This window comes from Capillimicrobium parvum (genome assembly GCF_021172045.1).
GTDB classification, from domain to species: domain Bacteria; phylum Actinomycetota; class Thermoleophilia; order Solirubrobacterales; family Solirubrobacteraceae; genus Capillimicrobium; species Capillimicrobium parvum.
In genome coordinates this window covers 5,153,594-5,167,150 of the sequence record NZ_CP087164.1, presented here as the reverse complement: position 1 = coordinate 5,167,150, position 13,557 = coordinate 5,153,594, and the positions used below count along the sequence as shown (strand labels likewise).

Annotated in this window: 13 protein-coding genes; 4 read left to right on the top strand and 9 right to left on the bottom strand. The window is 75.1% G+C overall.

The window, feature by feature from the left end; all coding sequences use genetic code 11:
- Positions 1–24: 24 nt before the first annotated feature.
- From DSM104329_RS25165 to DSM104329_RS25145, 5 genes are all read right to left on the bottom strand, one after another.
- Entirely contained in the window at positions 25–1,083 is a 1,059-nt protein-coding gene (locus tag DSM104329_RS25165; RefSeq protein WP_259312612.1) for a winged helix DNA-binding domain-containing protein, read from the bottom strand.
- The gene (locus DSM104329_RS25160) at positions 1,080–1,847 is read right to left on the bottom strand and encodes an SDR family NAD(P)-dependent oxidoreductase (RefSeq protein ID WP_259312611.1); all 768 of its coding nucleotides are present in this window, start codon (positions 1,845–1,847) and stop codon (positions 1,080–1,082) included. Before DSM104329_RS25160 ends, DSM104329_RS25165 begins: the two co-directional genes overlap by 4 nt.
- 495 nt (positions 1,848–2,342) lie before the next feature.
- Complete coding sequence (locus tag DSM104329_RS25155; RefSeq protein ID WP_259312610.1) at positions 2,343–4,532, bottom strand: FUSC family protein; 2,190 nt, start codon at positions 4,530–4,532, stop codon at positions 2,343–2,345.
- Positions 4,529–5,713, bottom strand: a complete 1,185-nt coding sequence (gene hemW / locus DSM104329_RS25150) for a radical SAM family heme chaperone HemW (protein ID WP_259312609.1) — start codon at positions 5,711–5,713, stop codon at positions 4,529–4,531. The genes DSM104329_RS25155 and hemW overlap by 4 nt, the downstream gene beginning before the upstream one ends.
- Positions 5,714–5,794: 81 nt before the next feature.
- Positions 5,795–6,265, bottom strand: a complete 471-nt coding sequence (locus DSM104329_RS25145; protein WP_259312608.1) for a hypothetical protein — start codon at positions 6,263–6,265, stop codon at positions 5,795–5,797.
- A gap of 92 nt (positions 6,266–6,357) precedes the next feature.
- On the opposite strand from DSM104329_RS25145, the gene DSM104329_RS25140 reads away from it, so the two are divergent.
- Together DSM104329_RS25140 and DSM104329_RS25135 are read left to right on the top strand one after the other, a co-directional pair.
- Positions 6,358–7,425, top strand: coding sequence for a histidine kinase (locus DSM104329_RS25140; protein WP_259312607.1), 1,068 nt, complete (start codon positions 6,358–6,360; stop codon positions 7,423–7,425).
- Positions 7,413–8,084: a response regulator transcription factor gene (locus DSM104329_RS25135; protein WP_259312606.1), complete on the top strand. Its 672-nt coding sequence runs from the start codon at positions 7,413–7,415 to the stop codon at positions 8,082–8,084. The genes DSM104329_RS25140 and DSM104329_RS25135 overlap by 13 nt, the downstream gene beginning before the upstream one ends.
- A gap of 10 nt (positions 8,085–8,094) precedes the next feature.
- Here the strand turns inward: DSM104329_RS25135 and DSM104329_RS25130 are convergent, their stop codons facing one another.
- Together DSM104329_RS25130 and DSM104329_RS25125 are read right to left on the bottom strand one after the other, a co-directional pair.
- Entirely contained in the window at positions 8,095–8,526 is a 432-nt protein-coding gene (locus DSM104329_RS25130; protein WP_259312605.1) for an organic hydroperoxide resistance protein, read from the bottom strand.
- 41 nt (positions 8,527–8,567) lie between these two features.
- Positions 8,568–9,215 (bottom strand): TetR/AcrR family transcriptional regulator, encoded by a 648-nt coding sequence (locus tag DSM104329_RS25125; protein WP_259312604.1) that lies wholly within the window; start codon positions 9,213–9,215, stop codon positions 8,568–8,570.
- Between the two features lie 89 nt (positions 9,216–9,304).
- On the opposite strand from DSM104329_RS25125, the gene DSM104329_RS25120 reads away from it, so the two are divergent.
- On the top strand, positions 9,305–11,485 hold the full coding sequence (locus DSM104329_RS25120) for an MMPL family transporter (RefSeq protein ID WP_259312603.1): 2,181 nt from the start codon (positions 9,305–9,307) through the stop codon (positions 11,483–11,485).
- An 86-nt stretch (positions 11,486–11,571) separates the two neighbouring features.
- Here DSM104329_RS25120 and DSM104329_RS25115 read toward each other — a convergent pair whose 3' ends face one another.
- Both DSM104329_RS25115 and DSM104329_RS25110 read right to left on the bottom strand, forming a co-directional pair.
- Positions 11,572–12,084, bottom strand: coding sequence for a hypothetical protein (locus DSM104329_RS25115; protein ID WP_259312602.1), 513 nt, complete (start codon positions 12,082–12,084; stop codon positions 11,572–11,574).
- Positions 12,085–12,173: 89 nt separating this feature from the next.
- Entirely contained in the window at positions 12,174–12,536 is a 363-nt protein-coding gene (locus DSM104329_RS25110; RefSeq protein WP_259312601.1) for a nuclear transport factor 2 family protein, read from the bottom strand.
- A gap of 112 nt (positions 12,537–12,648) precedes the next feature.
- On the opposite strand from DSM104329_RS25110, the gene DSM104329_RS25105 reads away from it, so the two are divergent.
- The gene (locus DSM104329_RS25105) at positions 12,649–13,446 is read left to right on the top strand and encodes a helix-turn-helix domain-containing protein (protein ID WP_259312600.1); all 798 of its coding nucleotides are present in this window, start codon (positions 12,649–12,651) and stop codon (positions 13,444–13,446) included.
- Positions 13,447–13,557: the final 111 nt, after the last annotated feature.

Below are 13,557 nucleotides of genomic sequence, written 5' to 3'. Positions count from 1 at the left end.
GCCTGGCCGGCGAGTGGGCGGCGGTCAGCGACTGAGGCCCTCGAAGCGCGCCACGTCGGCGATCTCGTCGTCGAGGGCGGCCGCCGTGGACGCGTCCAGCGGCGCGAAGGGATCGAACTCGACCTGCAGGCGACCGTCGCGGCGCCGCGCGCTCCAGGTGCCGACCGCGACGCCGTCGCGCGTGGCGGCCGCGCGCAGCATGCCCCCGCCCGGATGGACGCGCCGGGCGTGCTGGGCGGGCACGGCGAAGCTGCGGTCGCGCCAGCCGAGCAGGTAGGGGTCGAACGCGGGCAGCAGCCGCGGCGGGACGCGCTCGGGGACCGGCTCGCGGCGGGCGAGGTCGACCAGGCCGTCCTCGAGCTCGACGAGCTCGCCGGCGATGGCGGACAGGCCCGCCCGGGCGTCGCGCAACGGCAGTCCGGACCACGTGGCGAGGTCCGCCGGCCCGGCGGGCCCGTGGGCGGCGAGGTAGCGGCGGGCGAGCTCGGCGAGCGCGGCGTCGCGGTCGGGCGCGCCGCCCGGGGGCTCGCCGATCCAGTCGCGCGCCAGGACGAACGCCTGGCCGCCGCCGGCCACGACCGGACCGCGCACGACGAGGCCGTGCAGGCCGGCGAGGCCCAGCAGGTGGATCAGCGCCTGGCCGGCCGTGCGCACGCCCTGCGCGTCGAGGCGCTCGGCGAGCTGCGCGCGCGTCAGGGGGCCGTCGGCGGCGAGCGCGCGCTCGACGATCGCCACCCCGCGCTCGGCCTCGTCCGGGGTCACGCCCTCCTGGCCGAGCCGGCGCCGGCTCGCGGTCAGGCGGCCCGGCGCGGTGAGGGCCAGCAGCCAGGGCAGGTCGCCGGGCGCGACGAGATGCAGCGTGCCGCGGCACAGCCACGTGACGACGAGCGAGCGGTCCTCGGTCAGCGCGGCGCCGACGGCGGCGGCGGTGAGGCCGGGCGTGCGGGCGCGCAGGGCCAGGTACGCGCCGGCGAGGTCCTGGGCCTGGACGGCGAGCAGGCGCCGGACGAGCCCCTCGGGGGCGAGCGCGTGGGGCCGGTGCAGCAGCTGGGCGGCGGCGCGCGGCCGCCGCAGCGCGATCATCGCGACAGCGTCGTGGTGCGCATCTTGCGCCCGCCCGCGCCGCCGAGGATCCGGCGCACCATGCCGGGCAGGCAGACGCGGCCCCACGCGGCGATCCAGTAGTACCGCGGGACGTAGCGCTCGGGCGCGCGGTTCAGCGCGCAGTCGGCGATCGCCTCGGCCCCGACGTGAGGGTCGGAGACCAGCCACTGCGGCAGCTCGCGCTGCGGAAAGCCCTCCGTGCGGATCCATCCCGGCAGCACGACGCCGACGTGCACGCCGTGTTCGCGCTCCTCGACCCACAGCGCATCGCTCCAGGCCGCCAGCGCCGCCTTCGAGGCCGAGTAGGCGCCCGTCGTCCCCCGCGCGACCTTGCCGGCGGTCGAGGCCATGTTCACGATCGAGCTCGGGGCGCTCGCGCGCAGCAGCGGCAGCAGCGCCTCGGTCAGGCGCACCTGCGCGTCGAAGTTGATGGTCATCGTGCGGCGCACGTTCTCGTAGCCGCCGTCGGCGAACGTCGTCGGGAACGAGCCGCCGGCGTTGTTGACCAGCACGTCGAGGCGGCCGCCGTGCTCGGCCTCGATGTGGGCGCGCACGCGCGCGGGCGCGTCGTCGTCGACCAGGTCGGCAGCGACCCAGGTGGCGTCGCCGAGCTCCGCCGCGAGGTCGCGCAGGCGCTCCCCCCGCCGGGCGACGAGCACGAGCTTGGCGCCCGGCTCGCGGACGAGGCGCCGGGCCGTCGCCTCACCGATCCCGCTCGACGCTCCCGTGATGCAGATGACCATGGCGCGCAGTCTGCCGCATGGCGCGATTCCGGCGTGGGGCGCCGTGAACGCGACAGGACCGGCATGCCGCCCGGCCCCGCGTCTGCGATCTCGCTCGAATCCAGCGTCTCCATCCACTAGAATGTGGCGTGCACGGCCGGACGGGCCGCTCGCCGACGACGCGAGGACGCCCGGCCCTGACGCCCGCCAGAGCGCGGGTGACATACAGAGAAGGGAGGCACCGAATGCGGTACATCTGCCGCCGTTGCCTTCGCCTCTGGAGCGCTGAGCGCGTGGAGAATCGCTGCGCCTGCCCATTTTGTGGCGGCGCGCTTCATCCGCGCTGAGCCTCCCGACAGAGGTGAGACGCCAAACGCCCGGTTTCGTGCCGGGCGTTTTCGCGTCCAGGCGGTGCGGCCGGGGCTACCGGCCGCGCCGGGCGTTTTCGCGTCCAGGCGGTGCGGCCGGGGCTACCGGCCGCGCCGGGCGTTTTCGCGTCCAGCGGTGCGGCCCGGGCTACCGGCCGCGCGCGCTCGCCTGGTCGCCCGGCCGCTCGAGCGCGGCAACCGCGTCGAGGACGATCGGCTCGTGGATGCGCAGGCGGTCGAGGTGCAGCGAGCCCCACACCGTCGTCACCGCGGCCACCGCGGCGCGCGGGTCGTCGTCCTCGATCGCGGCGCGCATTGCGGCGAGCGTCGCCGCCCGCGACGCCGGGTCGTCGCTGCCGTCGCGCCGCGCCGGCAGCGCCCGTCCCTCGGCGAACGCCGTGCCGAAGGCGCGGTACCACTCGCCCTCGGCCTGTGCCTTGCGGGTCAGCGCGGCGGCCGGCCCCGGCGGCCGCGGTGCGCCCTCGATGTGGTCGGAGAGGAACTGCAGCGCGTCGGCGGTGTGGCGGATGCGCACGGCGATCGCCACGAGCTGGCTGATCGCCTGGATGGGCAGGTCGGGCCCGGACCGCTCGGCGAGCCGCTGGCGGAAGGCGGCGTCGAGCCGGTGGTCGGCGGTCACCGCCGCGTCGCCGAGCGCCTCGACGGGCGCCGACGGGCCGTCGTCGAAGAGCCGCGCGAACGCCGCGACCGAGTAGTCGGCGGCCTGAACGAACGCGGCGCCGAGCGTGCGCCGCAGCAGCGCGGCGGCGCCGCGCGGCCAGAACAGCACCCCGACCACGAGGCTGATCCCGAACCCGATCGACACGTCCTCGATCCGCACGAGCCCGACCTCCCAGCCGGACAGCTCGATCAGGTTGAACAACACGAGCACCGCCACGGTGAACGACGCCTGACCGGCGGCGAACGAGATCGCGCGCGGCGCGTAGGCGGCGATGACGACCGCGATCGGCAGCACGGCCCACAGCAGCGCTTCGTCGTCGCCGATCGCCGCGAGGAGCGCCCCGCCGATCACGATCCCGATGAACGAGCCGGCGAAGGCCTGCATGATCGTCGAGCTCGTGTTCAGCGCGCTTGAGCGCAGGACCGACAGCGTGCCCAGCACCACCCAGAACGCGTGCTGCAGCGTCGCGGCCTGGGCGATGAACACGGCGATCGCCAGGCCGGCCGCGCCGCGCACGCTGTTGCGAAACCACACCGACCGCACCGTCGCGTGCGCCGCGGCCAGGCGCGTGGTCGCCGCGGTCGCCACGGACTGGCGGCGGGCGAAGCGCGACCAGCGCGGCCCTGTGCCGGGCGCCGGCCCCGGGCTCGCGACCCGGGCGAGCGTCGCGGCCCGCACGGCCGCGTAGGAGTACACGCGCACGTCCCAGGCGCTGCTCATCGCGAACCAGAGCCGGTCGTCGTCGTCGCGGTTCTCGGGGCGTCGCACCCGCTCGAGCAGCTCGCGCATCACGGCGGTGCGGTCGTGGCGCAGGCCCGCCTCGTCGGGCTCCGGCGCGGGGATCCCCTCGAGCTCGTCGGCGCTCGCGCGCAGGACGGCGGCCGTCGTCCGGCGCAGGCGCTGCTCGCTGGGCATCGGCTCGAGCAGCGGCTCCGCGGTCGAGGGCCGCGACGCGCGGCCGGCGAGCCAGTCGAGGTCGTCGATCATCGCCGCCAGCGCGCCGGCCGAGCCGGTCGGCCCGGTGGGCCGGTACGGCGTCGCCGTGAACCGCTCGTGCATGACGTGGCAGGTCTCGCCCGCGACGCGCATCCGCTCGGGACCCGGCTGGGCGACGAGGTCGGCGAGCGCGCGGCACGCCGTCGCGACGGCCGCCCGCAGCTCGTCGCGCGGGCGCGCCGGCCACAGCAGCAGCGCCGCCGGGATGGCGAGCCCGCACGCGATGCCCCACCCGGCAAGGCGGTCCGGGATGGCGTCGCTGCCCGCCGGGACCATGCAGGGCAGGATGAACGTCAGCAGCGCCGACATCGACCCGGCCGCCAGGTAGCCGTTGATCACGCCCGCGAACAGGACGACGAATCCGACGACCGCCATCGTGATCGCGCCCAGCCACAGATGATCGGAGACGAGCGTGCCGAGCGTGATGAGCACCGCCCCGGTCAGGGCGAGTCCGCCGAAGGCCGCGATGCGGGCGGCGGGCGGGCCGCCGAAGTCCGCGAAGACCAGCAGCGCCAGCACGCCGAACGCGGCGAACAGCGCGATGTTGGCGTTGTCGAGCACGACCTCGCCGAGGAAGAACGCGAACGTCGTGACCAGCGACGCGCGGACCGCGGCACGCAGTGCGAACAGGCCGGGGTCGTGCGGGCGCCAGCGGATCATGCGAGCTCGCGCGCGACCGCGTCGGCGAGCTGGCGGCCGGCGAGGGTGAGGACGGCGCGCTGCCCGCGCCGCTCGAGCAGCCCGCGCGCGGCTAGGCGGTCGAGCGCCGGGCCGGCGGCCAGCGCGGTGTCGACGCCGTCGGCCAGGCGCACCTCGAGCAGGAGCCGCTCGAGCCGGCGGGCGGGGGCGTCGAGGACCTCGCGTGCGCGCGCGGGCGAGCGGCCGGTGCGCAGCCGCTCGGCGTAGTCGCCGGGGCGCAGCACGTTCCACCACCGCACCCCGCCGACGTGGCTGTGGGCGCCGGGCCCGAGCCCCCACCAGTCGCCCGAGCGCCAGTAGCCGACGTTGTGGCGGCAGCGCGCCTCGGGGCCGGAGGCCCAGTTCGACAGCTCGTACCAGTGGAAGCCGTGGCCGGCGAGCAGGGCGTCCGCGGCGGCGTAGCGGTCGGCGAGCGTGTCGGGGTCCGGGGCGGGACGCTCCCCGCGGCGGACCTGGGCGGCGAGGCGGCTGCCCGGCTCGACCGTGAGGCCGTAGGCGCTGAGGTGGTCGACCCCGGCGAGGAGCACCGCCCGCAGCGACGCCTCCCAGTCGCCCGGCTGCTCGCCCGGCGTGCCGTAGATGAGGTCGGCGCTGACGTGGGCGAACCCGGCGGCGCGCGCTTCGGCGATCGCGTCCAGCGCGCGGGCCCCGTCGTGGCGGCGCTCGAGCGCGGCGAGCACGTGCGGGCGCACGCTCTGCACCCCGAACGAGATCCGGGTGACGCCCGCCGCCCGCAGCGCCCGCAGCGAGGCGGCGTCCACGGTGTCGGGGTTGGCCTCGGCGGTGACCTCGGCGCCGGCCGCCAGGCCGAGGCGGCGGTCGAGCGCGTCGAGCAGGCGCCCGATCTGCGCGGGCTTCAACAGCGTGGGCGTGCCACCTCCGAGAAAGACCGTCTGCGCCCCGCCGGCGGGGCGGCCGCCGAGCACGCGCGCGGCGAGGTCGATCTCGGCGAGGACCGCCTCGACGTACGCCGGCCGGTCGCCGGTCGTGTACGTGTTGAAGTCGCAGTAGCCGCAGCGCGACAGGCAGAACGGGACGTGGAGGTAGACGCCGAACGGCTGCCGGCCGAGGCCGTCGAGGGCGGCGCCGGGCAGCGCCCCGTCGGCGGGCGCGGGCTGGCCGTCGGGCTGCGCGGGTGCCACGGCCCGCGAACCTATCGCGCCGTCCCGCCCTCAGCGGTGCGGGAAGAACACGGCCCGCGAACCTATCGCGCCGTCCCGCCGTCAGCGGCGCGGGAAGAACACGACCCGCTCGACCTGGATCTGGTGCTGGCCGAAGCTGCCGGTGTAGACCGTTCCGGCGCCGGCGGCCCAGTCGCCGATGCGCGGGTCGTGCCGCGGCCGCAGCGTGCGGGAGACGTCGAGCACCGTCACCCCGCGCAGCGTCACCGACCCGCCGGCCAGGATGACGTGGAGGTCGCCGTCGCCGTCGGGGTCCTTGGACTCGAGCGCGATGATGCGCCCGGCGGCGGCGGCGCAGTTCGCCGCGGCGGGGTCACAGCGCGGCGCGGGCGGCCGGTGCGCACGGCGGCGATGGCGATGTGGCGCCGACCGCTCGGCCGTCGTGACGCGGCCGGCCTCGGCCGTGGCCGGCCCGCCCGTCCCGGCGCCGCCGTCCGTGCCGCCGCAGCCGGCCGCGGACGCGGCGACAGCGAGGGCGGCGGCGAGGGCGACGATCGTGAGGCGGCGCGGCACGCGCCCATTGTCGCGTTCGGGGGAGAACCCCACCGGCGCCCGGCGGTCCGCCCCAGCCATCGGCGCCCACCGGGCTGCCACCATCTGAGCCCATGGAGACGACCGCTCCACACACCGCACCTGCGGGCTCGGCGTCCGGGCCGGGCGCACCGGCGCCGGAGCGCGCCCACGCGGGCTCGGCGCTGTCGCTGCACATCGCGATCGTCGTCTTCGGCGCGATCCTCCTCACGCTCGTCTGGGGCCTCACGGGCGGCGGGCGGTTCTGGCCGGTCTGGGTCTGGTTCGCCTTCGCCGTCACCGTCGCGGTGCATGCCGTCATCCGCTTCGCGGTGCGGCGCCGCGGCCTCGAGCTCGCCACGTTCCTCATCACCGGCCTGGCCGCCACCGCCGGCGGCATCATCGTCGCCGTCTGGCTGCTCTCCGGAGCCCACGGCTTCTGGCCCGCGTGGCCGCTGTGCGCGATCGCCGCGGTCGCCGGCGTCTTCCTCCTCGTCCAGAACCACCACCGGCTGCCCGGCCAGCGCCAGCTCGCCGAGCGCGTCGACGTCCTGGAGCGCACGCGCGAGGGCGCCCTCAGCGTCCAGGCGGCGGAGCTGCGCCGCATCGAGCGCGACCTGCACGACGGCGCACAGGCCCGGCTCGTCGCGCTGAGCATGCTGCTCGGCCGCGCCGAGGAGCGCCTGAAGGACCGCCCCGACGAGGCGGAGCTCGTCCGCCGCGCCCGCGACGAGGCGGGCGCCGCCATCGCCGAGCTGCGCGACCTCGCCCGCGGCATCGCGCCGCCGGTGCTCGCCGACCGCGGCCTCGCCGCCGCGGTCGACGCGCTCGGCCGCCGCTCCGCCATCCCGGTCTCCGTGGACGCGCATCTCGACCGCCGGCCGATCCCGGTGGTCGAGACCGCCGCCTACTTCGTCGTTGCGGAGTCGCTGACGAACGCGGCCAAGCACGCGCAGGGCGCCAGCGCCCGCGTGCGGATCGCCGAGAGCGCCGGCATGCTCGTGGTCGAGGTGACCGACGACGGCCCGGGCGGCGCCGACCCCGCCGGCAGCGGCCTGACCGGCCTGCGCCAGCGGGTGGAGGCGCTCGACGGGCGCCTCGAGATCGCCAGCCCACCCGGGCTGGGCACCCTCGTCCGAGCGGAGCTGCCGTGCGTGTCGTGATCGCCGAGGACCATGCCCTCCTGCGCGAGGGCATCGTCGCCCTGCTGCGCGAGCACGGGGTGGACGTGGTCGCCCAGGCCGAGGACGGCGACGGCCTCGTGCGGATCGTCGGCGGCCACAAGCCGGACCTCGCGATCGTCGACGTCCGCCTGCCCCCCAGCTTCACCGACGAGGGCATCCGCGCGGCGATCGCGGCGCGCGAGCGCCAGCCCGGGCTGGGCATCCTCATCCTCTCCCAGTACGTCGAGCCCGTGTACACCGCCGAGCTGCTCGAGTCCGGCGAGGGTGGGATCGGCTACCTGCTCAAGGAGCGCGTGGGCGACGTGCGCGGCTTCCTGGACGCCGTGGAGCGGGTGGCCGGCGGCGGCACGGCGCTCGACCGCGAGGTCGTCGCCGAGCTCGTGCGCTCCCGCGGCGACCGCGGCGGCGCGGACGCGCTCGAGGCGCTGACCCCGCGCGAGCGCGAGGTCCTCTCGCTCATGGCCGAGGGCAGGACGAACGCGGCGATCGCCCGCGCGATGGTCGTGACGAACGGCGCGGTCGAGAAGCACGTGACGAGCATCTTCGGCAAGCTCGACCTGCCGGCCACCGACGACGACCATCGACGCGTGCTCGCCGTGCTGACGTTCCTGCGCGCGGGCGGCGAGGCGGCGGCGTAGGCGCTGCGGCCTACACCGGCCGGCCGTTCGCGGTCAGCGTGACGTCGACGTTGCCGCGCGTCGCGTTCGAGTACGGGCACACCTCGTGCGCCGCGGCGACGATCTCGCGGGCCTGGTCGTCGGGGATCGACGGGAGCGTGACGTCGAGCTCGACCGCGACGTTGAAGCCGCGCTCCTCCGTCGTGATCAGCGAGACGCGCGAGTCGATCGAGGCGTCCCCCGCGTCGACCTTCTCGCGCCGCGCGACGACGCCGAGCGCGCCCTCGAAGCACGCGGCATAGCCGACCGCGAAGAGCTGCTCGGGGTTCGTGCCGCCGCCGGAGCCGCCCATCTCGGACGGCAGGCGCAGGTCCACCTCGAGCGCGCCGTCGCCCGTCCGGCCGTGGCCCTGATCGCGGCCGCCGGTCACGGTCGCCTCGGCCATGTAGATCGTCTTCGCCATCGAGCTCTCCTTCGAGGTGGGGCAGCTGCCGGATGCCAAGCCTACGCCGCGTCCTGCAGGCCGCGTATCCCCGCGCCGATGAAGGTCATCGCCTGGTCGACGAGCTCGAGCCCGCGCCGCCGGTACTCGGCCGGAGGGATGGTCCCGTCGCCCGCGTCGTGGCCGAGCGCGTCGAGCGCGGCCATGGTCGCCGCGCCCACCATCCGTGGCACGAGATCGTCGGCCGGCAGGCCGAGGTCGACCGCCACCGCGCCGGCGATGAGCTGCTCGGCCCGCTCGGTTAGGCCCCGCTCGTACGTGCGCAGGGCGTGGTCGGACTCGACGACCTGGCGCCGGCAGCGCGTCTTGTCGAGCTCCATGCGGTCGTCGGCGAGGACCGCCGTGATCCAGGCGCGCAGCGCGTCGGCGGTCGTCTCGCCCAGCGGCCGCTCGTGCAGCCGCTGCTCGAGCTCGTCGAACAAGGCCCCGTGGTCGGCGAAGACGAGCTCCTCCTTGACCGGGAAGTACATCGAGACCGTGCGCGGGGCCACCTCGGCGCGGTCGGCGATCTCGCGGATCGTCGTCTCGTGGAAGCCCTGCTCGGTGAACAGCTCCAGCGCGACCCGCGCGATGGTCTCGCGCGTACGCAGCTTCTTGCGCTCGCGCAACCCCAGCGCCTGCTGCGGCGCGACGTCGGACCCGATCTCCATGCCCCTCGGCACGATATCAGATTGTTGCATCAATTGCAACTTTTCCTTCTCAGCAAACTTGCAACCGCTGTGGTAGTCTGCCCGCGCTCATGTCCGCTCTTCTCGCCTCCATCGCCCGCGCCCTCGCCGGCCACTGGGTCCGCGGCCTGCTCGGCCTCGTCGTGACGATCGTCGTCATCGGCGGCGTGGTCGGCGCGTTCTCCAGCACGCCCACGTCCGACTTCTCGATTCCGGGCGCGGAGTCCCAGAAGGCGCAGGACCTCCTCGAGGCGAAGTTCCCGTCCGTCTCGGGCGCTCAGAGCACCATCGTGTTCACCACGCCCGACGGCCGCATCGCGGGGGCGCAGGAGCACAAGGCGATCGGCGACGCGCTGACGGCGGTCAACAAGCTGCCGCACGTCAGCGAGTCCAAGGACCCGGCCAAGGACGTCGTCGTCTCCGACGACGGCGAGACCGCGTTCTACACCGTCCAGTACGACAAGCAGAGCATCGACCTCGAGAAGTCCGACGGCGAGAAGCTCGAGGAGGCCGCCCGGGGCGCCGAGGCGGGCGGCGCGGTCCACGTCGAGCTGCGTGGCGAGGTGGTCGACCTGGCCAGCCAGCAGGACGCGCCGGTCGGCGAGCTCGTCGGCATCTTCATCGCGTTCATCCTGCTCACGATCCTCTTCCGTTCGCTCGCCGCTATGTTCGTGACGCTCATCGGCGCCCTCGTCGGCGTGGCGATCAGCCAGCTCATCCTGCGCGCGATCTCCGGGCCCATCGGCATTCCGGACTTCGCCACGACGCTGGCGATGATGCTCGGCCTGGGCGCGGGCATCGACTACTCGCTGCTGATCCTCAGCCGCTTCCGCGAGCAGCTGGCCGCGGGCAACGACCCCCCCGAGGCGGCCGCGCGCGCGAACGCCACGTCCGGCACCTCGGTCGTGGCCGCCGGCCTCATCGTGATGGTCGCCATCGCCGGCCTGCTGGTGGTCGGCGTCCCGATCGTGGGCAAGATGGGCCTCGGCGCCGCCATCGCCATCCTCATGGTGGTCCTGTCCTCGGTGACGGTCCTGCCGATCCTGGCCGGCGCGCTGGCCAAGCGGCTGCGGCCGAAGGACCCGGCGCACGTGGCGCGCTCGGCGACGTTCGAGCGCTGGGGCAAGCGGATCACCGCCCACCCGTGGCGTGCGGTGATCCTGGGCGCGCTGGTGCTCATCGTGTTCGCCATCCCGTTCACCGACCTGCGCCTCGGGCAGCCCGACGACGGCAACCAGCCGACGAAGATGACCCAGCGCCAGGCCTACGACGAGCTCAGCCAGGCGTTCGGGCCGGGCTTCAACGGGCCGCTGATCCTCGCGGTCGCCGCTCGCGACGGCGGGGAGATCGACCAGGCCCAGCTGACGGGCGTCGCGAACGACCTCAAGGCCGCGCCGGGCGTCAAGAGCGTGGGCGAGCCGAGCGTCAACGACGCCGGCGACGCGGCCGTCATCCGGGTGACCCCGACGACGTCGCCCCAGAACGCGGCGACGTCCCAGCTCGTCGACCGCCTCCGCAGCGACGTCGTCCCCGCGGCGACCCGCGACACCTCGCTCGAGGTGTTCGTCGGCGGCCAGACCGCCGCCTTCGACGACCTGTCGGCGAAGATCTCCAGCCGCCTGCCGCTGTTCATCGCGGTCGTCATCGGGCTGTCGATCCTGCTGCTGATCGCCGTCTTCCGCTCGATCTGGGTCCCGCTGGCGTCGGCGGTCTTCAACCTGCTGTCGATCGGCGCCGCCTACGGCGTGGTCGTGGCGATCTTCCAGTGGGGCTGGGGCGCGTCGCTGCTCGGCGTGGGCGACGACGTGCCGATCGTGTCGTTCGTCCCGCTGATGATGTTCGCGATCCTGTTCGGGCTCTCGATGGACTACAACGTCTTCCTGCTCTCGCGCATCCGCGAGGCGTACTTCGAGGGCGACAGCCCGTCGGAGAGCGTCGTGCACGGCCTGTCGCGGATCGCCAAGGTCATCCTCACCGCCGGCCTGATCATGGCCTCGGTGTTCCTCGCCTTCGCCACCGGCAGCGACGTGATCGTGAAGATGTTCGGCATCGGCCTGGGCGCCGCGATCCTCATCGACGTGCTCATCGTGCGCATGGTCGTCTCGCCGGCGCTCATGGCGATCCTGGGCGACCGCGCGTGGTGGATCCCTGGGTGGCTGGACCGGATCCTGCCGAACGTGTCGCTCGAGGGCCACCACGAGAGCCGCGCCGAGCTGCAGGAGCAGCGCGAGCGCGCGCGCCAGGCGGCCTGATCGGGAGGCGCGCCAGGCGGCCTGATCGCAAGGCGCGCCAGGCGGCCTGATCGCGAGGCGCGTCGGGCGACGCGCCTCGCGGGCGGTCAGCGCGGGCCGGCGCGCAGGGCGGAGTTGGCGGCGCGCACGAGGCGCCGCCGCTGGCCGGCGTCCTTGGCGTCGGGCACCTTCGCCTGGATCGTGTAGAGCACACCGCCGCGGACGAACTGGATCTCCGGCGGCGAGCAGGAGCCGCCGCAGGTCAGCGGCTTGAAGTAGCCGGTCACGCCGCCGCGCAGGCGCACCTGGCGTTTGAACGCGGGGGTGCCGCCGCGCTCGGCGCTGAAGAAGGCGAGCATGCACACGTTCGCGCCGCAGTTGGGCGCGCCGCCGAGGGTGAGCTCCCAGCTGCGCGTGTTGCCGGACCCGGTGCCGTACAGGCGGGCGCTCGTGTCGAGCGCGAGGCGCTGCGGCAGGAGGACGGGCAGCGACGAACGGTCCTTCACGCGATCGACGGCGGAGCCGAGCGCGGCGGGCACGTCGTAGGACTTCGCCGCCGCGGGCGCGGCGGGCAGGAGGGCGGCGGCCAGGACGGCCACGGGCAGCAGGCGGATGCGCATGGGGCGGCAGCCTCTCAGCTGCCGCCCCGCGGTGCACGTCCGGCGGCTCGTACGTCCGTCCGTCCTCGGGTCGGTCGCGAGCCGGCCGCTCACGCGGCGGACTCGAGGAACCCGGTGACCTCGCGCAGGCGCCCGTCGCCTGCCACGGTGGCGAAGTCGACGCCGACGGCGACCGCGCCGCCGTCCTCCTGGCCGACCAGCTTCCACGTGAAGCGGACCCGGTCGTGGTGGGCGTCGGGCCCGGTGGCCAGCTCGAAGCGGTGGCCGGGGAACTGCGCCTGCGCGCCGCCGATCATCGCGGCGATCGCGTCGGGGCCGTCGCCGGCCATGAGCGGATCGAGGTAGGTGCCGTCGTCGGTCCACGTCTCGCCGACGATGCTGCGACGGCGGTCGGCGTCGGGCTCGTTCCACGCGGCGATGTAGCGCTCGACGGTGGTGGTGATGTCCGTCATGGGTGCTCCTTCGGTCGGATTGGACGCCGGGGACCGTCGCACCGCGAGGTCAGGCTGTCGATTACCTGTGAGGTAGGTGCGCCGACCCGGTGCGCGCGCTACGGTCGCCCGCATGACCGATGTCGCCGAACGCCCCCGCGTGGGGACCCTGCTGCGCGATTGGCGCCGGCGGCGGCGCATGAGCCAGCTCGACCTCGCGCTCGAGGCCGGCGTGTCGGCGCGCCACCTGAGCTTCGTCGAGACGGGCCGTTCGCGCCCGAGCCCGGAGCTGCTGCTGCACCTCGCCGACGAGCTCGAGGTCCCGTTGCGCGAGCGCAACGGCCTGCTGCTCGCGGCGGGCTATGCGCCGGCGTTCGACCAGCGGTCCCTCGACGATCCGGAGATGCGGGCCGTGCGCGACGCGATGCAGCTGGTCCTCGACGGCCACGACCCGTACCCGGCGCTCGTCGTGGACCGCACGTGGAACCTGCTCGCGGCCAACCGCGGCGTCGCGGTGCTGACGGACGGGGCGGACCCGCGGCTGCTCGAGCCGCCGGCCAATTGCATGCGCCTGGCGCTGCATCGACGGGGGCTGGCGCCGCGGATCCGCAACCTGGGCGAGTGGCGCGCGCATCTGCTCGAGCGCCTGCGCCGCCAGGTCGCCCTCAGCGGGGACGGCGAGCTCGAGGCGCTGCTCGCCGAGGTCGCCGCCTATCCCGGGCCGCCGGGGGACGAGGGCCACGCGGGCGCCGAGTCGGCGATCGCGGTACCGCTGCGGATCGCCGGCCCGGACGGCGAGGAGCTGCGCTTCATCAGCACCGTCACGACCTTCGGCACCGCCGTGGAGGTCACCGCCGCGGAGCTGTCGATCGAGTCGTTCTTCCCGGCGGACGCGGCGACCGCCGGCGCGCTGCGCGCCTACCTCCGCTGATTACCTGAGAGGTAATCGACAGCATTACCTCTGCGTGCGACGGTCCGGGGCATGTCCACTCCAGCGACTCCCCAGACCCCGCGCGGCGACTGGATCGCGCTCGCGGTGCTC